The sequence below is a fragment of the Flavobacterium sp. genome (assembly GCF_031537875.1).
In the GTDB taxonomy this organism is placed as follows: domain Bacteria; phylum Bacteroidota; class Bacteroidia; order Flavobacteriales; family Flavobacteriaceae; genus Flavobacterium.
The window spans coordinates 17,517-39,853 of the sequence record NZ_JAVKNB010000015.1; the positions used below are offsets into that span (position 1 = coordinate 17,517).

General features: G+C 33.7%; 20 protein-coding genes. 13 read left to right on the plus strand and 7 right to left on the minus strand.

Annotated elements, in window-relative coordinates; genetic code table 11:
• The first annotated feature begins 9 nt into the window (after positions 1 to 9).
• From RMR09_RS10070 to RMR09_RS10085, 4 genes are read left to right on the plus strand one after another with little or no spacing between them, the layout of a single operon-like run.
• A complete protein-coding gene (locus RMR09_RS10070) occupies positions 10 to 909 on the plus strand; it encodes a helix-turn-helix transcriptional regulator (RefSeq protein ID WP_310595671.1) in 900 nt (299 codons plus the stop codon).
• A 25-nt stretch (positions 910 to 934) separates the two neighbouring features.
• Positions 935 to 1,312 (plus strand): nuclear transport factor 2 family protein, encoded by a 378-nt coding sequence (locus RMR09_RS10075; protein WP_310595672.1) that lies wholly within the window; start codon positions 935 to 937, stop codon positions 1,310 to 1,312.
• 30 nt (positions 1,313 to 1,342) lie between these two features.
• Positions 1,343 to 1,780 (plus strand): nuclear transport factor 2 family protein, encoded by a 438-nt coding sequence (locus RMR09_RS10080; RefSeq protein WP_310595673.1) that lies wholly within the window; start codon positions 1,343 to 1,345, stop codon positions 1,778 to 1,780.
• 21 nt (positions 1,781 to 1,801) lie between these two features.
• Complete coding sequence (locus RMR09_RS10085; RefSeq protein ID WP_310595674.1) at positions 1,802 to 2,794, plus strand: aldo/keto reductase; 993 nt, start codon at positions 1,802 to 1,804, stop codon at positions 2,792 to 2,794.
• A gap of 13 nt (positions 2,795 to 2,807) precedes the next feature.
• Here RMR09_RS10085 and RMR09_RS10090 read toward each other — a convergent pair whose 3' ends face one another.
• On the minus strand, positions 2,808 to 3,713 hold the full coding sequence (locus RMR09_RS10090) for a helix-turn-helix transcriptional regulator (RefSeq protein WP_310595675.1): 906 nt from the start codon (positions 3,711 to 3,713) through the stop codon (positions 2,808 to 2,810).
• 156 nt (positions 3,714 to 3,869) lie between these two features.
• Here RMR09_RS10090 and RMR09_RS10095 point away from each other — a divergent pair, with 156 nt between their 5' ends.
• The 5 genes from RMR09_RS10095 (at position 3,870) to RMR09_RS10115 (ending at position 7,775) form a co-directional block, all read left to right on the plus strand.
• Positions 3,870 to 4,400 carry a nuclear transport factor 2 family protein gene (locus RMR09_RS10095; RefSeq protein WP_310595676.1) on the plus strand — a complete coding sequence of 177 codons (531 nt, stop codon included), beginning with the start codon at positions 3,870 to 3,872 and terminating at the stop codon, positions 4,398 to 4,400.
• A 175-nt stretch (positions 4,401 to 4,575) separates the two neighbouring features.
• Complete coding sequence (locus tag RMR09_RS10100; protein ID WP_310595677.1) at positions 4,576 to 5,712, plus strand: right-handed parallel beta-helix repeat-containing protein; 1,137 nt, start codon at positions 4,576 to 4,578, stop codon at positions 5,710 to 5,712.
• Positions 5,713 to 5,714: 2 nt separating this feature from the next.
• Entirely contained in the window at positions 5,715 to 6,212 is a 498-nt protein-coding gene (locus RMR09_RS10105) for a hypothetical protein (protein WP_310595678.1), read from the plus strand.
• 4 nt (positions 6,213 to 6,216) lie between these two features.
• On the plus strand, positions 6,217 to 6,756 hold the full coding sequence (locus RMR09_RS10110) for a DUF2911 domain-containing protein (protein ID WP_310595679.1): 540 nt from the start codon (positions 6,217 to 6,219) through the stop codon (positions 6,754 to 6,756).
• Between the two features lie 137 nt (positions 6,757 to 6,893).
• Positions 6,894 to 7,775 carry a helix-turn-helix domain-containing protein gene (locus tag RMR09_RS10115; RefSeq protein WP_310595680.1) on the plus strand — a complete coding sequence of 294 codons (882 nt, stop codon included), beginning with the start codon at positions 6,894 to 6,896 and terminating at the stop codon, positions 7,773 to 7,775.
• 37 nt (positions 7,776 to 7,812) lie between these two features.
• On the opposite strand, the gene RMR09_RS10120 is transcribed toward RMR09_RS10115, so the two are convergent.
• Both RMR09_RS10120 and RMR09_RS10125 read right to left on the minus strand, forming a co-directional pair.
• On the minus strand, positions 7,813 to 9,465 hold the full coding sequence (locus RMR09_RS10120; RefSeq protein WP_310595681.1) for a DUF6377 domain-containing protein: 1,653 nt from the start codon (positions 9,463 to 9,465) through the stop codon (positions 7,813 to 7,815).
• Positions 9,466 to 9,601: 136 nt separating this feature from the next.
• Positions 9,602 to 12,250, minus strand: coding sequence for an MGH1-like glycoside hydrolase domain-containing protein (locus tag RMR09_RS10125; RefSeq protein WP_310595682.1), 2,649 nt, complete (start codon positions 12,248 to 12,250; stop codon positions 9,602 to 9,604).
• 1,046 nt (positions 12,251 to 13,296) lie between these two features.
• Between RMR09_RS10125 and RMR09_RS10130 the strand changes: the two genes are divergently transcribed.
• Complete coding sequence (locus tag RMR09_RS10130; RefSeq protein WP_310595683.1) at positions 13,297 to 13,509, plus strand: hypothetical protein; 213 nt, start codon at positions 13,297 to 13,299, stop codon at positions 13,507 to 13,509.
• 4 nt (positions 13,510 to 13,513) lie between these two features.
• Here the strand turns inward: RMR09_RS10130 and RMR09_RS10135 are convergent, their stop codons facing one another.
• From RMR09_RS10135 to RMR09_RS10150, 4 genes are all read right to left on the minus strand, one after another.
• Complete coding sequence (locus RMR09_RS10135; protein WP_310595684.1) at positions 13,514 to 14,095, minus strand: Crp/Fnr family transcriptional regulator; 582 nt, start codon at positions 14,093 to 14,095, stop codon at positions 13,514 to 13,516.
• A gap of 30 nt (positions 14,096 to 14,125) precedes the next feature.
• The gene (locus tag RMR09_RS10140; RefSeq protein ID WP_310595685.1) at positions 14,126 to 14,740 is read right to left on the minus strand and encodes a Crp/Fnr family transcriptional regulator; all 615 of its coding nucleotides are present in this window, start codon (positions 14,738 to 14,740) and stop codon (positions 14,126 to 14,128) included.
• A gap of 120 nt (positions 14,741 to 14,860) precedes the next feature.
• Positions 14,861 to 15,346, minus strand: a complete 486-nt coding sequence (locus RMR09_RS10145; protein WP_310595686.1) for a cyclic nucleotide-binding domain-containing protein — start codon at positions 15,344 to 15,346, stop codon at positions 14,861 to 14,863.
• Positions 15,347 to 15,355: 9 nt separating this feature from the next.
• Complete coding sequence (locus tag RMR09_RS10150) at positions 15,356 to 15,940, minus strand: Crp/Fnr family transcriptional regulator (protein ID WP_310595687.1); 585 nt, start codon at positions 15,938 to 15,940, stop codon at positions 15,356 to 15,358.
• A 642-nt stretch (positions 15,941 to 16,582) separates the two neighbouring features.
• Between RMR09_RS10150 and RMR09_RS10155 the strand changes: the two genes are divergently transcribed.
• From RMR09_RS10155 to RMR09_RS10165, 3 genes are read left to right on the plus strand one after another with little or no spacing between them, the layout of a single operon-like run.
• Positions 16,583 to 17,068 (plus strand): T9SS type A sorting domain-containing protein, encoded by a 486-nt coding sequence (locus RMR09_RS10155; protein WP_310595688.1) that lies wholly within the window; start codon positions 16,583 to 16,585, stop codon positions 17,066 to 17,068.
• Positions 17,065 to 17,700 carry a hypothetical protein gene (locus tag RMR09_RS10160; protein ID WP_310595689.1) on the plus strand — a complete coding sequence of 212 codons (636 nt, stop codon included), beginning with the start codon at positions 17,065 to 17,067 and terminating at the stop codon, positions 17,698 to 17,700. Before RMR09_RS10155 ends, RMR09_RS10160 begins: the two co-directional genes overlap by 4 nt.
• Positions 17,701 to 17,712: 12 nt before the next feature.
• Complete coding sequence (locus RMR09_RS10165; RefSeq protein WP_310595690.1) at positions 17,713 to 22,335, plus strand: hypothetical protein; 4,623 nt, start codon at positions 17,713 to 17,715, stop codon at positions 22,333 to 22,335.
• The last annotated feature ends 2 nt before the right edge of the window (positions 22,336 to 22,337 follow it).

Below are 22,337 nucleotides of genomic sequence, written 5' to 3' on the forward strand. Positions count from 1 at the left end.
GGATTCGATATGGAAAAACCAGAATCTTTAGCTGATTTTTACAAGAATAAATTCGATTGGATGCCGGATAATTTCAAAAATGAAATGGGGCATTTCAATGTATTTCCTTTGGAACCTTTTGTAGGAGAAAAAGCCCAGCCTATTCCGTATAAACGACGTGATTTCTATAAAATTAGTTTAGCCAAAGGAAATAGTAAAGTCTATTTTGCAGATCAAGTGGTGGAGGTGAAAAAGCAGGCATTGTGTTTTTCTAATCCTCAGATTCCTTACAAATGGGAACATTTAGAAGAGTATAGATCCGGATATTTTTGTATTTTCAATACGCACTTTTTTCATCAATTTGGAAACCTCAATCAATATTCGGTATTTCAACCCAATGGCACGCATATTTTTGAATTGACGGATGAACAAGTGGCACTAATAGAGCCTATTTATCAAAGAATGTTGGATGAAATCAATTCTGATTACGTTTACAAATACGATGTGTTGCGTAATTTGGTTTTTGAATTGTTGCATTTTGCTATGAAAACGGAATCGTCAGCGAGTTTGGAAAACAAAAATTGGAATGCCTCGCAACGAATAGCTGCCTTGTTTTTAGAATTATTAGAACGTCAATTTCCAATTGATGATGCACATCAAAGAATGCAATTCCGTACCGCTTCTGATTTTGCAGGCCAATTGAATATTCATGTCAATCATTTGAATCGAGCAGTGAAAGAGGTAACTCATAAAACAACTTCCCAACTTATAGCAGAACGTACCGTTCAAGAGGCTAAAATTTTGCTCAAACACAGCCATTGGAACGTTGCCGAGATAGGCTTTGCTTTAGGATTTCAAGAGCCAACACATTTTAATAGTTTTTTTAAAAAACAACTAGGGACATCACCTTTGAAATATAGAAAAGAGTGATTTTGAATCATCTATAAATTAAACCATGATTATCATCTCACAAAATCCTACCGAACAAGAAATAATAGATTTCTCTCTAGAAAAATTCCGTTGGAAAACAGAAGGTAAAATAGATTTAGTTGAAAATCTATTTGATGATGAATTGGTCTTTGTTCATATCACCGGTCACATTACAACTAAAAAAGAGTGGATTTCGCAACTGCGTTGTAAGAGTTTTGTTTACAATACAATAGAGCCTAAAGAAGTATCTGCTAAAGTCTATGGAAACACTGCGGTTTTAGTAGGGAAAGCGAAATTTACAGTCAACGGAGGTAGTGTTTATCATTTAGTCTATACCGAAGTCTATACAAATAAAAATAACCATTGGAAGTTAGTGAATCTGCATACTACTTCAGGCTGGTAACAATAAATTAATCAATCAAAAACCATAATTATGATAAAAAAGTGTCTTATTGCTGTTTTACTTTTGACCGGATTACAGTCATTTTCACAAACTACTTCTGAAAAAGAAGTACTTCAATTATCTGCTGATATATTTAAGTGGGAAGTAGAAAATAATTTTACTGCTTTGGATACTATTTTCCATGAACAATTTGTAGTATTCAGTTCTAATGGAATGAATCAGTTTAAAAAGGATTATATCAAACGGTTACAAAGTGGCGCTTTTATTCACAATAGTATCAATGTAGAAGAAAATAAAGCCAAAGTAACGGAAAACACAGCAGTAGTAACTGGAAAAGGGAGATTTGCCGTGACTGTTTCTGGTAACAAAGCGGATTTGCATTTGGATTATATCGAGGTCTTTACAAGAAAAGATGGCGCTTCTCCATGGAAAGCACTAGCTATTAAAGCCACTATTTTAGATAAATAGATTATTAAATAATAAGATAAGATGAAAACACGACAATTAGGAACAAGTGGTCTTGAAGTTTCTGCTTTAGGATTGGGTTGTATGGGAATGAGTTTTGGTTATGGCCCAGCCAAAGATAAAAATGAAATGATTCAAGTAATTCGTGCAGCAGTAGAGCAGGGAATTACATTTTTTGATACCGCCGAGGTGTACGGTCCATTTACCAATGAAGAATTACTTGGCGAAGCTTTGGCACCATTCAAAGGACAAGTGACTATTGCCACTAAATTCGGATTTAAAATAGATCCTCAATTGATGAAGCATGTGGGAATTGATAGCCGACCTGAGAATATTAAAAAAGTAGCTGAAGCCTCTCTTACACGATTAAAGGTGGATGCTTTAGATTTGTTCTATCAACATCGGGTAGATCCTAATGTACCCATTGAGGAAGTGGCTGGAGCTGTAAAAGACTTGATCCAAGAGGGTAAGGTGAAGCATTTTGGTTTGTCTGAAGCGGGAGCTAATACGATCCGAAAAGCACATAGTATTCAAAAAGTTTCGGCTTTGCAAAGCGAATATTCGTTATGGACTCGCCAACATGAAAAAGAAATTATTCCTACTATTGAAGAATTAGGAATAGGTTTAGTAGCCTATAGTCCGCTTGGGAAAGGATTTTTAACTGGTGCCATTAACGAAAAAGCTAGTTTTGGCGCAGACGACATTCGAAATGTATTGCCTCGTTTTACACCTGAAGCCATACAAGCTAATCAAGCTTTGATTGATTTATTACAGGCAGTAGCCAAGGATAAAAATGCTACACCTGCTCAAATCGCTTTGGCTTGGGTTTTGGCGCAAAAACCTTGGATTGTTCCTATTCCAGGTACTACAAAAATTAACCGATTAATGGAAAATAATGGTGCGGTATCTATTGAGTTGAGTTCAGATGAATTGACAGCGATTGAAAAAGCATCTTCTCAAATTAAAATTATTGGTAATCGCTATACGGATGCCATGGAGCAGTCAACGGGATTGTAAAGAAAACGATTGTTTAATTTTTCGAACGAAATTCATAAGGTGTAATACCAACTTTTTGTTTGAAAAGTCTTGTAAAGTGATGTGGATATTTGAATCCTAACTCGTTAGAAATTTGACTTATTGATTTATCGAAGTCAATTATTTTTTCTTTTGCTTTTTCAATAATGATGGTGTGAATAAACTCTTGTGCTGATTTTCCAGTTTCTTTTTTAATCAGGTCTCCGAAATAATTGGGAGATAAATTTAGCCGACTTGCACAATATGCCACAGACGGAGTACCTATGGTTTGTGGCTTATTACCTTCTAAATAATCACGAAGTAAATGGTTTAATTTTTCTACTATTCTGTTACTAATAGTATCACGAGTTAGGAATTGACGGTCATAAAAACGTAAGCAATACTTCAGAAACAATTCAATATTAGCCACAATAAGTTGCTTACTTTGTTTGTCAATGGAATGCGCAATTTCATAATCAATTTTTCTAAAACTATCCATCACAATTTCTTTCTCTTTTTCTGAAAGATGGAGTGCTTCAGTAACATTATAAGAGAAAAAAGTGAACTCTTTTATACCTTGCATAAGGGATGTTCGAAGTAAAAGATCGGGATGAAATAATAGTGCAAATCCGTCTGGTTTGTAATTAGCACCATCATCTTCTATACTAACAACTTGATTTGGCGCTATAAAAATTAAAGAACCCTCTTGGTAATCATAGTTATTTCGCCCGTACTTTAGCGTACAATTTTTCCCTTCTTTAAAAAAAACAGAATAAAACCCAAAACTTAATGATTTAACTTCTTTGTTAGAGGTAGCTTCGATTTTTGAAAAATCAACAAAACTAATCAGAGGATGTGTTGTCTCTAGTCCAATAATAGAATTATAATCATGAATGGTTTTTATTACTCCTATTTCGTTCATTATTCTTGATTTACGAGTACAAAAATATTGTTTTTCTTAGACTAATTATCTTGAAGTCAGTCAATTCAGTAAAATTGGTATAAACATCAGTATTTTGTGTTATCCTATATTGTGTTTCGACAATTAATTTTGTCAATAAATTAAAATCTAAATCAAATGAAAAAAAACCTACTTCCGCTTTTTCTATTATTCTTAGTGTACACAACATCTTATTCACAAACGCAAACAATGAAAAACACGAATCAATTTAGTTCTGAAATGGAAGATAGAATGGCAATAAAAAACATTGTTGACACATTTTCTATTTTAGCAGACCAAAAAGAAACTCAAAAACAAACATTACTTTTCACCGAAGATGCCATTGTAGAATCCAAAATCCAAGGCCAACCAACAACAATATTAACTGGAAGAAAACAAATTGGTGATGCTTTTGCCTCTTTCCTTAATCTATTTGATGTTGTTTATCATATTAACGGGCAACAAACTATTAGATTTGATGGTGCTACTGCTCATGCGATTTCATATTGTTTAGTTACTTTAATTGGAAATGAAAACCAACAAAAAATAAAAACAACTTTTGGGATATACTACAATGATGATTTTGTTAAGAAAGGAAATCAGTGGTTCATTTCTAAACGAGTTTCTAATTTTGTTTGGCAAGATAGAAATGTATTAGGGGCAAATTAAAAAGTAGTAAAGTAAAATGGCAAAAGTTTATAAAACAAATGTATCGGACAGTCAACGGGATTATAGATTTTTTCACAAAGGGTAAAAAGTATCATTGAATTGTAGAATTGTATCATTGTTTTTGTTTTCTATTGCAGCAATTTTGTTGCGATTTTAACAACTAACAATTGACACAATGAGATTACAAACTAAATTTTTTACTTATTTATTTTTAATTACTATTAGTATTTTATCATCAGCTCAAAATACTATTTCAATATATGTAAACCCTGCTATAGGGAATGATTCAAATTCAGGAACTAAAGAATTGCCTTTGAAATCATTAGCAGGAGCATCTAAGTTGGTTAATTCTAACGAAGGGAATGACGCTATAACAATTTATTTGTCTTCAGGAGTTTATGCAGTAAATGAATCTGCCAAATTCCTTCCAACTAAAAGAAGTTTTACAAAAACAGCTCGTTTAACGATTCGTGCCGAAGTTCTTCCAGACGATCCAGATTGGAATACAGGAAGTATGCCTACATTTATCCACACAATGCCTTTGTCAGATGATTGGATGGGAGTAAAAGATCCTTTTGGAGGGGGTATGTATGGGATTAAAATAGAAATGAGCCATGTTACCCTACAAGGACTGAAAATTTTAGGTGCGCCCGTTGTTGAACATCCTGAAAAGGGAAAAATTATAAGGGTATATCCAATAACTCGAACTAATCCTGCTCTTGATGATTTAGAAATTACCCAATGTCTGTTTGCGGGAGACGAGGTTAATAGTCCAAATCATTTAGGCATCATCGCTAATGGAACGGGGATTGTAGTCGATCATTGTATTTTTTACAATTTAAAACAAGCAATTGTGTATTGGTCTAGAAAAAGTACAGGTCATGTAATGCGAAATACCTTAATTTATGGAGGATATGGTTGTGGAGTTTGGACATCTGCTATTGCAAATGATTTTGTTTTTGAAAACAATGTAATTGCCAATAGTCAATATGCTTGGATTAGTCAGTTAGATCGCGATCAAGGTCAGCAAGAATTAGGAGCAGTAGAAATTAAAAAATCAGAACCAATTCTTTACCAAGTCAACAATAGTTTATTTGCAGGGAATAAAAAAATTACCGGAACAGGTGGAGGTCCTCAATTAAATTTTAAAGATATAGAACCAATCTTGTTAAAGTTTAATAATACCAAGCTAATAGATCAGCCAGTTGAGTTAGATTATAACCAAGAAAGCAAGAATTTTTTACATCCAATAGCTGGTTCTGAAGCTTCAAAAATAGGGGTTGGATTATTTAAAAATTTAAAAAACAAATAGTTATGAATAGTAAAATGAGAATTTATCATAGATACTTGGGATTTTTTTTAGCAGGTATAATGGCAGTATACTCCATAAGTGGAATAGCATTAATATTTAGAGATTCCGATTTTCTGAAAAGCGAAAAACAAATAGAGAAACAAATAAAACCGAATTTAAAAGCGGAAAATTTAGGGAAAGAATTACGAATAAGGGATTTTAAAGTTGAAAAAGAAGAAGGAGACTTAATAGTTTTTAAACAAGGAACATATAGTAAATCTAAAGGTTTAGCAAAATATAAGTCGATAGAATTTCCTCTTCTAATTGAGAAACTTACAAGAATACACAAAGCAGATAGTCATAATCCATTGTTTTTTTTAAATGTGTTTTTTGGGCTTTCACTATTATTTTTTGTGATTTCATCTTTTTGGATGTTTTTACCAAAAACAACTATTTTTAAAAAAGGAATTTATTTTACATTAGCAGGAATTGTTCTAACAATCATTTTAATCTTTTTATAATCAAATGGAAATAAAAAATCAATCAATTAAAACGGTATTATTTACAATAGTAATTGCCTTTTTCGGAATTTTGAATTTAAATGCTAAATCACGTGTTAGACAAAGCCCCAAAATGGTGGTAACTGGCAAAATAAATGAGACAAATGTTACCATTACTTATGGAAGCCCTTCCGTTAAGGGTCGAAAAATTTGGGGAGAGTTAGTCCCATATAATAAAATTTGGAGAACAGGTGCCAATGAGGCTACACAAATCGAAACAGATAAAGATTTGATGGTTGAAGGGAAAAAATTAGTTGCGGGAAAATATACTTTATATACTATACCAGGTGAAAAAGAATGGAAGATAATCATTAGCTCACAAACAGGCCAATGGGGTATTGAAAGATCAGGAGAAACAACTCATAATCCAGAAAAAGATGTAATTGAAGTAGCTGTAAATCCAGTTATCTCATCTGATTTTGAAGAAGCGCTAATGTTTGTATTAAATAAAAACCATTTAGTCATCAAATGGGAGCATCTCCAAATACCAATTTCAATTCGATAGATTACAAATTAATCCCTTGGGTGTAATTCTATTTAAATTTCAATTTACTATTTCTATAAATTTAATAACTCTAACTAACTTGTAATAAATTATTCTTAGGATAATAAAAGAATAATAGATAGTATATATTTGTACTCATGACGAGTCAAATAAAAAGTATATCGTTTAGAAAAGGATTGTCTAATGAGATAGAAATAATTTCTATAGCTGACACTGTTGCTAAGCATCGTAATAATATTGTACTCCCCCACAGAGATAATTATTACAATATATTTTGGTATCAAAAAGGTTCGGCAACCCATTTAATAGATTTTAAACCCATTCAAATAAGAGAAAATTCGCTTTTATTTGTTAATAAAAATAGAATTCAAACCCTTGATTCAACAGCAGATTACGACGGAAAATTTTTGTTATTTACTGAAGCTTTTTTTGACAAATATCCTGAAGACATCAAATATTTAAGAAACAATATTCTGTTTAATGATTTATTAGAAGAACCGGTTCTTAACATAGAAGGGAATTCATCTATAATTTCTGTCTTTCAGGATATTGAAATAGAACTATCTAAGAGTAATGATGAGGTTCAGTATCATATCTTACACAATTTGCTCCACAATTTATTGCTCTTATCCGAGAGGGAAAGAAGAAAAAATGGCTTCAATCAAATAGAAAAAGGAATAGATTTAGACAAAACAATTGAGTTTAGAAACACATTAGAAAACAAGTTTAGATCAATAAAGACAGTGTCTGGCTATGCTAGTGTAATGTCAATTTCTGAAAGAAAACTAAATAAAGCCTTGACAGCTGTTTTAGGCAAAACGGCAAAGGAATTAATTGATGAACGAATTATTTTAGAAGCTAAAAGAATGTTAGCTCACACGAACTATTCAATCAAAGAAATTGGTTTTGAATTGGGTTTTGATGAACCAACTAATTTTATCAAATACTTTCGAAAACAAGAAGGAAAAACTCCTGTTGAGTTTCGAATTTTTTTTCAAAAAGATAAAAAACTAAAATGAATTTTGAAGGAATAAATCATAAGAGTTAATATTAATTTTAAGTAGTATGAGAACTTCCAATTTCTCGTACTTTAGTTTCAAACTCCTCTCTAGGCCCAGTGGCCTTATTCTTGATTTGAGAACGATAGTTGTAAATAGTAGAGGCGGAGTAGCGTAAGAAATCGGCGATTTTTGCACTGTCTTTGATACCAAGACGAATAAGTGCAAAAATGCGTAACTCTGGATTTAGCAATTCTCCTTTTTTAATTTGAATACTTTCAGGCTCGGTTAATAATGCTTTGAATTCTTCTACAAATGTTGGAAAAAGCTGTATAAAAGTAGCATCAAATTGTGCGTAAAATTCTTTTAATTCTTTGTCAATAAACGCTTTTGATTTCACAGTACTTACTAAGTCATTGACTTTTCCTGCGGTCGCCATTACCTTTAGTCGCTGACTATATTCCTCCATTTTTCCTATATAGATAGAACATTGATCCATGTACCGCCCAATATAAATCTCTTTGAGCAAACTCGTTTCGGCTAATTCCAAATTGGTTTGATTCAGTTTGTCGTTAAAACCTTGTAATTGCTGATTCAATACCGAGAGTTGGTTGTTGGCCAATTCTACATTTTTTTGGGCTTTCGCCAATTTTTTCATTTGCTTGAAAAGCAAAATCAAAACTCCTAAAAGAAACAAGGATAATACACTCGCGCTGATTAAAAACACAATCAATTGGGATTTTGCCGACTTGTTTTTGGCCTCATACGTTTCGTTAATGATGGGCAACATCTTCGAAATTTCGTAGGTTCTTAATTTAGAATTACAGAAAACAGCATCGTCCAACGAACGTTTAATGTACTCATAAGCCGATTCAATATCGCCCTCTTCATATAAAATAAAAGCGAGCTCTCTCAGGGAAATATTTTCTTTTTTAACCAATTCCAAATCGGAAATAGCAGAAATAGCTAACCATTTTTTCTCTTGTTCCTTATTTTCAGTTGCTTTATAATTCTCAGATATTAAATAGGCAATCACGGCTCGATTAGGGTCGGTTTTGGGAGTTTTTTCAAAATAGGGTAGTAACAATTCAATGGCTTGATTGTGTTTTTTTTGTGATAAAAATTGCCCAGATAAGGCGACAACTAATTCGGTTGAATTTTTGGGCAAATTAGTTATTGCTTTGTCTCTATAACGGTCTCCAAGTTGGTTGTATTTGTTTTTTTCCTCATCATCATTGGCATAGCCCGAAAGTCCTCCGTAAATGACTCTTTTGGTCCAATACAATTCTCCTTTCAATTCAGATGGGAGTTGAGGTTCCATTACGGTTAGAATTTCTAAAGCTTGATTGTACATGCCGAGCGTTCCTAAAATAGAAGCTAGGTTGAATTGGGCTTTACTTACCTGCGTTTGATTTCGGTTTTTGTAAGCAATTTGCAAACTTCGTTTGGCATATACTAAGGCAGAATCGGACTGGTAGGATTTGTACTCTTGGTATAATTTTTCGTAAAGGGAATAGCGAGTTTCATTTGAGGTAGTTCTACGAAGTTTACTTTTGATCGAATTAATCGTACTGTTTTTTTGGCTTAAATACAAAGATTCATTGGCAAGGGTTTGATCCAGTTCCTTTTTAAAATGGTCAAAATCATCCTGTGCCAATAGCGCATTGGATACAAAAAGTAAGAGTAAGAGAGACCAATAATTTTTAAACACAGATTTCACCTTTTGCTATAAATTTAAACACGAATTACACGAATTGCCACCAATTTTTTTACCAAAGATTCGCTGATTTTTCTAATTTATTGAATTTCAAAAACCTGTGTTTCAAAATTGCTCATCGTAAATCTAATTACTCTTTAGCAACATACAAATGTCGGATAATTTCAGAGATTAGTCCCGTCCAACCCGTTTGATGATTAGCTCCAAGTCCTTTTCCTGTATCTCCATCAAAATATTCAAAAAACAAATGATTTTTATTGAATTCATTATCTTTTTGAAATTTATCATACTCACCATACATTGGAATTTTTTGATTCGCATCAGGTACAAAAAGCGCTAATAATCGTTTAGAGACTTCTTCTGCAGCTTCTTTGATATTCATCATTTTTCCAGAGTTAGTTGGGTACTCTACTTCGTAATCAGGACCGTAATAATTCGAAAATTTCTCCAAAGAGTCTAGAATCAAATAGTTCATAGGGAACCAAATAGGTCCTCTCCAATTGGAATTACCACCAAACATATCTCCAGTTGCCTCGGCAGGGGTGTAATCTACCCGTACTGTTCCGCCTTCATAATTAAATTGGTACGGATGTTCTTTATGGTATTTTGAAAGCGAACGAATTCCATAGTCCGATAAAAATTCGGTTTCGTCAAACATTCGTTTCATAATCATTTTCATTCGATGACCTCTCAAAATGGCTAGCAAACGGGTTTCTCCTGTTCCTGCTTTGTCCCAACTTGAAACTAAGCTAGCTAAATCAGGTCGGTTGTTCAATACCCATTCTACTCGACGTTTGAATTCGGGTAATTTTTCTAACAATTCAGGAGTTAAAACTTCTACTGCAAATAGCGGAATCAATCCCACCATTGAGCGTACTTTCAGCAATTCGGCATCGCCATTTTCTTTGTGAAGCATATCGTAATAAAACTGATCGTCTTCGTCCCAAAGGTTCAGTTTGTCTCCTCCAATGGCTTGCATGGCTCCTGCAATATGTAAATAGTGTTCAAAAAACTTGGACGCCATATCTTGGTATACGGGATTTTCAATAGCGATTTCACAAGCAATACGCAACATGTTCAAACTGTACATCGCCATCCAGCCCGTACCATCTGCTTGTTCTAAATGCCCGCCAGTTGGTAAATCAGCAGAGCGATCAAAGACCCCAATATTATCCATTCCAAGAAACCCACCACCAAAGATATTATTCCCACCTTCGTCTTTCAAGTTGACCCACCAAGTGAAGTTAAGCAATAACTTATGGAAAATTCGTTCTAGGAAAACAGTATCTCCTTTGCCACCATTCATTTCCTTGTCAATCTCATAGACTTTCCAAGTTGCCCAGGCATGTACAGGCGGGTTTACATCCGAAAACGACCATTCGTAAGCAGGAATCTGTCCGTTAGGATGCATGTAATATTCTCTCAGAATTACGGATAATTGTCTTTTGGCAAAATCAGGATCTAGTCGAGCTAAAGGTAGCGTATGAAAGGCCAAATCCCAGGCGGCAAACCAAGGGTATTCCCATTTGTCAGGCATTGAAAGAATGTTAGCCGCATAGAGGTGTTTCCAGGCATTATTTCGTCCTTTTTTTCGTTCAGCATCTGGTTTTGGCATAGCAGGGTCGCCTTTGGTCCATTCAAAAACATTGAAATAGTACCATTGCTTAGTCCACAACATACCAGCATAAGATTGACGCTGAATTGATTTTAAGTTTTCGTCTTCAATTCCTTTTTGGAGCGAAGCATAAAATGCATCGGCTTCTATTTGACGTTGTTCAAAAATAGTATCAAAATCAGCAAAAGCATCTTTTGGTGTTTGATTGGTAAATCGCAATTTGAACACTTTCTTTCCATTGCCAGGAATAGTTTGTGTGTATTTTGCAGAAGCTTTGGTACCAATATTATTAGGATTGATAACGTCTGTTTTTTTATTCACAATATAGTCGTTGATACCATCTTTAGTATAATGACTTAGGTTAGGTGAGTGGTATAGTTTTTCGAAATTGGTTTCATTATCACAAAAAACAAATTCGTCAGCATCTTCCGCATATAATTTAAATCGGCCTACGACCTGGTGGTTGACTTCAATGTGTGATTTTCCAATACCGGTTAGGCTTGGCTTGTGTTTGTAGTTTTCATACCCCCAACACCATGTATTTCTGAACCAAACCGTAGGCAAAACGGTAATTGGTGCTGCTGTTTTAGAGCGATTTTCGACAGTAACCTTGATTAAAAGATCTTGTTCGTCTGCTTTGGCATATTCCATGGTAATGTCAAAGTAGGCATCGTTATCGAAAATTCCAGTATCAAGTAATTCGTATTCAGGTTCTAAACGAGAGCGTTTTTTACTTTCTTCAACCAATTTGTTATAAGGAAAGGCGCCCTGTGGGTATTTGTACAGCATTTTTTGGTAGGAATGCGTTGGAGTGGAATCTTGGTAGTAGTAGATCTCCTTTACATCTTCTCCGTGATTTGATTCACTTCCAGTTAAACCAAAAAAACGTTCTTTTAGAATATGATCATTGTGGTTCCAAAAAGCAAAAGCAAAGCAAATGTGTTGTTTGTTATCTGAAATACCACCAATTCCTTCTTCTCCCCAACGATAGGCTTTGGAGCGCGCCATTTCATGCGTGATACTATTCCATGCATCCCCATTTTTAGAGTAGTCTTCTCTAACAGTACCCCATTGACGTTCTGTAAGATAGGGACCCCATTTTTTCCAGCCTTTATTGTCGTTTCGTAATTGTAATCGTAATCGTTCTGCGTCTCTTTCTGGCATAATATTCCTCTCTAAATTCTGAGTGCAATTTATATAAATGTCTTTTAAAAACAGCTGATTATTCTGCAAAAATCCTCTTTATTTAATTTCAAAAGTGCATTTTTTATAGTATTATTATTGAGTATAATTGGTTTGGAATTAGTATTTCATCGAGCATTGAAAAATAAAATACAGCCGGACTGGTTTAAAACAAAAAATCCGTTTTCAGATTATGAAAACGGAAATTTAGTATTTTTTAAAAATAATATTGAAAAGAGTGGGGACACTTTTACACTGCAAATATACGATATCTTGTACTATGATTTCCGTTTGAATTTTTTGATAGGAATTAAAACCGAATGAAATTTTGCTAAAAAAAGAGGCTTTTTTTGTTTCAAAATCTATTTCATGACGTTTTTCCAGATCGTTAAATTCGGCATGTAAGTGTTAAAACAGCCGTTTTTTAAACTAAAAATGAACAAAAATTAAATTTTTGCTACCGAATTTACAATTTGCCAAAATGAAACTATGTATTTGAAAATCAATTGTTTAAATCTAATTATAAATTTATAAATTCTATTTAAATAGGAAGTTTTTGTAAAAAAAATTAAATTTTTTTGAAAAGTTGTAAAATCACAACTTTTTTTAAAATCAGATGCTTTTACTTTGGAATCAGAAAATCAAAACAATCAAACGGCGATTAATGCAGTTTTATGTTGGATTTAAAAAAAAAGATTGATAGTTTAAAAAAATAATGGTTAGAAGAGATGTGGGGACATTTATAACAGTATGTATTTTTATCAAAATCATGTAATGTTTTTCTAACCATTTTCCTTGAATTTTTTTTAGCGCATCGATTTAGTTTCAATCGCTATTAAATTTTATAGGAAATCAAGTATCATACTGGCTAACCTCTTGCCAGTATGGTTTTGATTTTTTTCTAACTCTAAAACAGCATACAATAGAAAGCGTTTGTCGCTATTAAATAGATTCCTACAAAAGCAATGAACATTTTAAAATACATTATTAACGAAGAAAAAATTCCTGTAATTTTTAGTGAAAAAATTATGCATAGAGAAATTATGCAAAAAGGTATTTCAGCAGGGTTTTTGATATTAAATTATGATGTGGATTCTAATTTGTTTGTTGTGAAATGTTTTGGAGAAAGCACCTCTATGCATCTCAAAGTATCAGATCAAGATGAATTCATTATTAGTGAATACTTGAATAAGCAGTTTTATACTTTAGGGCATTTACCCGAAGAATTACAATTAAGTTAATTTATTACTTGCTTTTGTATTTACTGATAATTTTACTTAAATACGTAGTGTCTACACCTAAAAAAGAAGCCAATTGCTTTTGACTTAGTCTATTGAAAATTTCGCTTTGCTTTTCGTATAGATAACTATAGCGACTCTCTGCATTCATAAAACGCAATGCACTAGCTTGCTCTTGATAATCACACAATTTATTAAAAAGTTCATTTGTGGCAAATAAGGCCGCTTTATGATTGTTTTTCATGATAAAATCTAAGGTTGTTTTTTTTATCGAAATAATTTCACAATCTTCTAATGCTTCGATGAAATGTTCACTTGGTTTTTGTCGGTGATAGCTGTTGATAGAGGTAATGAAGTCGCCTTCTTGAACAAACCAGGTATTTACTTCTTTTCCTTCGTTGATAATATAAACTCTAAGAAGTCCTTTTTGAACATAAAAAATTTCTTTGCAGATTTCACCATGTCTTAAAAGCGTCTCTTTTTTCTTTATTTTTTTAGTAAACATAAGAGAAACTAGTTTCTCTACAACATGACGGTCTTTTTGTTTAAAAAACAAGCCTGACTCAAGGCTTTTATCGATAATATTCATGGTTTTTGGGGCTAATTTGGGAGTGTGGGGCTAAATGGCTTTTTGGATATTTTTGTTCTCTTCGTTGTTTTTGTAATTATTAATAATTTTACTTAAATAGGTGGTGTCTACCCCTAAATAGGAGGCAAGGTGTTTTTGACTAATACGTTCTAAAATATCGCTTTTATGAGTTTTCAAGTATTCGTATTTTTTCTCTCCAGTCATGAGTCGTAGAACACTGGCTTGTGTAGCAAACTCGGCTATATTGGCCATTAATTCATGTACAGTAAACAAGGCTAATTTGTGGTTATTTCGCAATAACATTAGCCAAGTTTCTTTTTTTATCGACATTATTTCTGAATCTTCCATTGCCTCTATATACTCTTCTGATGGAATTTGAAAATGGAAACTATGGCAAGCATAAACAAATTCCCCCTCTTTAACAAACCAAGTGTTAATTTCTTTTCCATCATCATTAATGAAATAGACTCTTAGCAGCCCTTTTTGGACATAGAACATTCGGTCGTTAATTTCTCCTTCTTTGAGTAATAGTTCTCTTTTTTTTATCTTTTTCGTAAAAAGAAAAGAGGCTAATTTTTCTACTAAAAACAAGTCTTTCTTGCCAAAAAACCGATTTCCCTGAAGTGCTTTCTCAATGATGTTCATAATGATTGTGGTATTTGTGTGGGTATTTTATTCTTTATAATTAGCAATTATTTTACTTAAATAAGTGGTTTCAATTCCTAAAAATGAAGCAGTGTGTTTTTGGCTTAGTCGATCTAAAATTTACGGTTTTTTTGTTTTTAAAAATTCATATTTTTTTTCAGCAGTTAAGAATCGCAACGATTGACATTGGTCATGGTATTCGCAAAGATTGACATATAGTTGGTCAATTACAAATAAAGCTAATTTTAAATTGTTTTTTAGCATCATATTGTAAGTGGTTTTTTTTATTTCCAATACTTCACATTCTTCAATCGCTTCAATGTATTCGCTGCTTGGGGTTTCATAATAGAAACTAGGGACAGAGGTGATGAATTCTCCTTCTTTGACAAACCAGGTGTTAATTTCTTTCCCTTCGTGTATTCTATAAACACGCAACAATCCTTTTTGTACATAATAGATTTTACTATTAATTTGTCCCTCTTTTAATAAAATGTCCTTTTTTTTAATTTTTTTGACAAATAAAAAGTTGGCTAATTGTTCCAATAATGGCAAGTCTTTATTTGCAAAAAAACTCCCAGATGTCAGTACTTTTTTAATAATATTCATAGGGATTTTTTAATTTTCATTTTTATAATTAGCAATAATTTTACTCAAGTAAGTGGTTTCAATCCCCAAGAAGGAGGCAATATGCTTTTGACTTAATCGGCTGTGTATTTCAGGCATTTTTGAGATTAGAAAATCGTATTTTTTTTCGGCATTCATAAAACGGAGCGACTGGCATTGATCCTGATATTCACATAGTTTAATGTAAAGTTCATTAATTGAAAAGAGTGCTAGTTTGTGACTGTTTTTTAAAAGAAAATTGTAGGTGTTTTTATTAATAATTAGGATTTCACTATCTTCTAATGCTTGGATAAATTCTTGACTTGGAGTGTTAAAATGAAAGCTATTGATGGAGTTAATAAAATCATCTTCTTTAACGAACCAAGTGTTGATTTCTTTTCCTTCATATTCTAGAAATACTCTCAATAATCCTTTTTTTACAAAAAAAATACTATCGTTTATTTCTCCGGCTTTAAGGAGAAATTCCTTTTTCTTAATTTTTTTTAAAAAAAGATAAGAAGCAAATTGTTTCATAATAGGATGGTCTGTTTTCTTTGAAACAGCTTCCTGTTCTTGTTTTTTTGGGGGTAATTTCATTTTTTAAGATTTGGGTTAATGGGTTGAATTTATTGTTTCATTATTGGGTATTTATGAATAATAGACTCTATTAATACAACAAATATAGAAAAAAAATGAAGTTTTTTCGAAAAGTTGTGATTTTACAACTTTTTTTAAAAATGAGGTATTTACTTTTGGCACATAGAAATAGAAAAAATAAATAACGTATAATTTAAAGATCACTACTGACTATGGCAATGACAAGTTTTTTTTCGAGAAGGAAAACAAATTTGCCCAATATTTGTCAAGATGAAATTATTCTATTTCACAAAATGTTATTAAAAATGAAAAAGAGACATCCTAATTTGAATGTAAAAAAAATTATGTTTAAGCTCTATCCTAACTATAATATTGAGAAAATTGAAATTTAACAATATATTTATGATTCGATCCAGTTGCCCCTAAAATTTGATTCCAAGTCTTTTTCAAATCATGATTAAAATTAGCCGCAAATCGCGGCTAATTTTATGATTTGATTATAAAATTTCTTTTTCGCGAGTTTTAAAATTGAAAATAATTCATTTTTTTTATCAATATTGCCTATTTTATTAAAAATAATTCAATTGTTTTTGATTTTAACTAAAAAAATCTAATTTTGTAAAGAATTAAAGTATGCTAAATATGCATAAGACTATTTTATTCATTTTCTTCTGTTGTTCATGTTGGAGTCAAAAACTTCATCATCAGGTAATTTCAGCTCAAGGTGCCAACCTGAAAATAGCTAACGGCATGTTCGTTTCGCAATCTATAGGTCAAGTGAATAGCTCAATCGGGAACTTTAAAAACCCCAAGCTAATTATAGGACAAGGATACATTCAAAGTTTTGCAATTGCTTCTACTTCTGTGCCGACACAAAAATCAGTTACTGTTATTGTTTATCCCAATCCAGTTTATGAAATTGTTAATTTTAAATTCTCATCTCCTATAGGAACCTCAACTACACTTTATTTGTTTGACTCTAGAGGTAGGTTAGTTTTTAGTCAGCGGGATGAATTTATACAAGATATTTTATCAGTAAATGTTTCTTCGCTTTCGGAGGGCGTTTATTTTGCTAAAATTACCTCCTCAATCTATACATTTTCTACTAAAATAATAAAGTCCAAATGAAAAAATTAATGCAATTAATCGCCTTTCTTCTATTAGTGAATACAGCCTATTCACAAGAAATTTATTTCTTGAACGGGAAGAATTATTCCAAATATAAATTGAGATATAGTGGAGAAGCGACTATAAATCCTCTTGAGAAAAAAGGAGAAGGGGACAGCTATGAAATTGGATTAGCTATCCCTATCAAAGTACAACGACTCGCCTTTGATAATAATTTGAATTATACTGTAGGTTTGACCTTAAACCAATACAATGCAGAGGCAGGAGACGCAACTAATAATTACGAATGGAAAACTGAGTACATTGGTGTTCAAAATGCTTTAGTGTTTTCATTTGTTAAAACAGATCATGTTGATTTGGCCGTAAAAGGAGGGGTTAATATAGCAACACTACTTTATGGGAATCAAAAAATAAACAATTCTAGATTTGATTTAACCAGTCAAAAAGATTTTAATGGAATTATAATTAGTCCGTTGTTAGGATTTCAAGCAAAATGTAATTTATCAGAATATGGCTATTTGAGTTTAGGTTATAACTATTCTAAAAGCATTGGTCTAACGAATAATTCGGATAAAAAGTTATCCTTTTTAACGAATCAAATTGTATTTGGGGTTTCTTTTGAATTGTATTAATATTAAGAATTTATGAAAAAAATTATTACTTTATTTGTTTTTTTGACCACTACCTTATTTTATGCTCAAAATTCAGGCATAACGTATCAAGCGGTTATATATAATCCTAATGCTGAGATTTTACCTGGGAATAATAATGTCAATGCCGTATTGTCTAATAAGGATATTTGTCTTCGTTTTAGTATCAAAGATGCTTCCTCAAATATAGAATATCAAGAAACTCAAAAGGTCAAAACCGATGAGTTTGGAATGGTAAACTTGGTTGTAGGGTCTGGTGGTCAAGTAGGAGGCTATGCCCCTAACTTTAATGCGATAGTTTGGAATAGTTCCAATAAAAAACTTCAGGTAGAGATAGATGTAACTGCGACTTGTTCTGGTTTTATTGAGGTAAGTGACCAAGATTTTTCAGCAGTGCCTTTTGCCTACGCGTCAAAAATTGCTGAAAATATATCTGGAATTGTAGCTATTGCTAATGGGGGTACTGGTGCATCTACTGTTGCGGGTGCTAAAACCAACTTAGGATTAAATAATGTAGATAATACGAGTGACGCCAATAAGCCTATTTCAATTGCGACACAGGCCGCACTAAATGATAAAGCGCCCTTGGCTTCGCCTGCGCTTACAGGCACGCCAACTGTTCCAACCGCAACTATTGGAACTAATACCACTCAAATTGCCAATACTGCCTTTGTAAACTCAGCAATAATTGCTGCTGCAACCTCAGACGCAACTGCAACTGTAAAAGGGAAAATTAAATTAACAGGTGATTTAGGCGGGACAGCCGATGCGCCAACTGTTCCTGGACTAGCCAATAAAGAAAACACTATTGCTGCAGGAACTACTGCTCAATATTATAGAGGCGATAAATCTTGGCAAACCTTAGATAAAGCGGCAGTTGGATTAGGCGATGTAAATAACACTACTGACGCTGACAAACCCGTTTCAACAGCTGCTCAAACGGCATTAAACGCTAAAGAAAATACTATTGCTGCAGGAACTACAGCTCAATATTATAGAGGCGATAAAACGTGGCAAACCTTAGATAAAGCAACAGTTGGGTTAGGTAATGTAAGTAACACTGCTGATGCTGACAAACCCGTTTCAACAGCAACCCAAACGGCATTAAATACTAAAGAAAATACTATTGCTGCAGGAACTACAGCTCAATATTATAGAGGCGATAAATCTTGGCAAACCTTAGATAAAGCGGCAGTTGGATTAGGCGATGTAAATAACACTACTGACGCTGACAAACCCATTTCAACAGCAACCCAAACCGCATTAGCAGCTAAAGAAGCAGCGGCTAATAAATCAGCTGATACTGCATTAGGAACTAGCGATGTTTTGTTTCCAACACAGAAGGCTGTAAAAACCTATGTGGACAATCAAATTAGTGCGGGTGTAGTGGACGCAACTGCAACTGTAAAAGGTAAAATCCTGTTGGCAGGCGATTTAAGCGGTACAGCTGATGCGCCAACTGTTCCAGGACTAACCAATAAAGAAAACACTATTGCTGTAGGAACTACTGCTCAATATTATAGAGGCGATAAAACGTGGCAAACTTTAGATAAAGCGGCAGTTGGATTAGGTAATGTAAATAACACTGCTGATGCTGACAAACCTATTTCAACAGTAACCCAAACGGCATTAAGCGCTAAAGAAAACACTATCGCTACAGGAACTACTGCTCAATATTATAGAGGGGATAAAACTTGGCAAACGTTAGACAAAACGACTGTTGGATTAGGTAATGTAAGTAACACTGCTGATGCTGACAAACCCGTTTCAACAGCTACTCAAACTGCGTTAAATGCTAAAGAAAACACTATTGCTTCAGGAACTACAGCTCAATATTATAGAGGTGACAAAACCTTCCAGACCTTAGATAAAGCAGCCGTTGGATTAGGCAATGTAAGTAACACTGCTGATGCTGACAAACCCGTTTCAAACGATACGCAAGCGGCATTAAATTTGAAAGCCAATTTAGCTTCACCAACATTTACTGGAGATGCAAAAGCAGTAACAGCAACTACAGGAGATAATGACACATCTGTTGCAACGACTGCATTTGTTAGCACCGCTATTACAAACGCAGCCACACCTGTGGCAACGACTTCGGACTTAGGTAAAATCCAGTTAGGAGGAGATTTAGCAGGAACAGGATCAACAGCCGCCGCTCCAGTAATTACATCAGGAGCAATTACAGCAACAAAATTAGGAAATGATGCTGTTGAAGAATCCAAAATAAAAAACGGAAGTGTTACCACTACTAAAATTGCGGATAACGCAGTAACTAATGCTAAACTTGGGGATATAGTTTCGGTAAACAAAGGTGGTACAGGATCCAATATGAGCAATGCGGGAGCAGGGTATGTAAAACAAGACACTAATGGCGCTAATTTTACAACGGTATCTTCTATTCCAGTTGCACATGTTGACGGTGCAGTTAGAAAAGTAAATGGGGTTGCACCTGTAGATGGTAATGTATCCGTTTTATTAGGTAGAGTATTTCAAGGAGATAATGTAGACCCAACGCAAGCTAACTCTATAATTAATGTTAATACTGATACGAATCTGTTGAACAATACTAAAGAATCTGATATTTATATCGTTGTTGGTAATAGTGATAGCGCCAATAATGGTCGTACATTTATTTTTAATGGAACAACATGGTTGGAAGTTGCTATTAATCTAGTGTCTACAGACCCCCGTTATGTTAACACAACAGGAGATACTATGGAAGGCGATTTAACTGTTCCAACAGGTAAAAAAATAATTTTAACAGATGTACCTTCAAATGCTACTGATGCAGCTAATAAAATGTATGTTGATACTAAAATTGGAGGCAGTGGTACTTCTAACTTTATACCTAAATTTTCTGGAACAAGCCCTAGTAATACATTGGCTGATAGTTCTATTTTTGATAATGGTAATATTGGTATTGGAACTACTTCCCCATCAACTAAATTAGAAACAGTTGGGGAAATTAAATCCAGAAATTCTGCGAATAGTAATTCCATTGTACTAGACGCCAATAATCCATCTCTTGATATTAATAGTTCGTCAAGAAAATTCAGAATGGGGATATACTCAGGATCAACAACATATAATAGTCAAATTCCAGGAACCATGTACTTAGCAGGTGTTGATGGTGTTACCCAGCTATCGCTAAATACACCTGGTTTACAACCTATTACTTTTGCTACTGATGATTGGAAAGAAAGAATGAGAATTCAGCCAGATGGTAAAGTAGGTATTGGTACTACATCTCCAATTTCACTTTTTTCTAATGCGCCATCTGGAACTAATTTTGTAGGTTCTAACAGTGCAACACAAAGTACAACCGGCATTTCTTGGTTAACCAATACAGCAGGATACAACACTTCTTTATATAATGCAAATGACGTAGTAGGTTCAAATGGGTTACAAGTAAAAGTAGCCAATAATTCGAACCAAACCTATGCTTTTGAAGTAGGACAAAATACGACTCAAACTGGAATCTCAAAACCTTTATTTGATGTGTTGGGTAATGGTAGTGTAGGAGTAGGAACCAATGCACCAACCGGACAATTTGAGGTGGCCTCTACTAATGGTTTGACTGCTGTTATTAGAAGAGGAGGCACAGCGAGTCTAACACCAGCGAATTTAATTTTACAAAAAACGTGGAATGCTGACCCCAATACACATGCAGCTGTACCTAGCGGAGAATTTGTGGGTCGAATTGTATTTAGCGCTTCTAACGGATCATCGTATCCTACAAACGGAACAGATATTGTCGGGTATACAGTAGGAACTCAGTCAACTAGCAATAATGGTGGGGGGATATTATTCAGAACAATGCCTTTTAATGTTAATCCTACTACTAACTCTGCCTTAGAGAGAATGCGTATTGATCACAACGGTTATGTTGGAATTGGAACCACTAGTCCAACAACTAATTTAGATGTAGTGGGAGGTTTTATTTTGAAAAACACCCCTTCGGCAGGTTATACAACTGGAGGTTATGCTATGGAATTTAATACAAATTCAGCCGCTCCAAGAATTGATTGGTTGTATCAAGGTCAATATGTTGGTCAGTTTTCATCGGATGCGAATGATTTTTTATTAAAAAATTCAAAACCAACAACTGGAGGTTTTTCTTTTTATACAGCTGATGCATCTTCAGTTGGTACAGTAAAAGTTAGAATTGCTAATAATGGTAATGTCGGTATTGGAACAAGTACAATTTCACCACCTACTGCACAATTACATACCACAGGTTCAGTTCGATTTGCAGGAGCAGGTACTCCAGGAGCAGGAAAAGTATTAACTTCTGATGCTTCAGGAAATGCTACTTGGCAATCAACACCGGTAAATAGGCAAACAGCAAATTATACTTTAACAGCCAATGATTCAAAAGGAGTGATTATCATGGATAGCGCTGCGGATGTTACAGTAACAGTTCCTACTACTTTATCAGAAGGATTTTTCTGCCAAGTTATTCAAAAAGGAACTGGACAAGTCACAGTTGCGGGAGCTTCAGGAGTAACTATTAATTCAGCTAATGGTACTAAAACAAGAGCGCGATACAGTTCCATTGGAATTTTGATGGAATCGGGTACAGAAGGGTACATTTCAGGAGATAGTGAATTTTAATA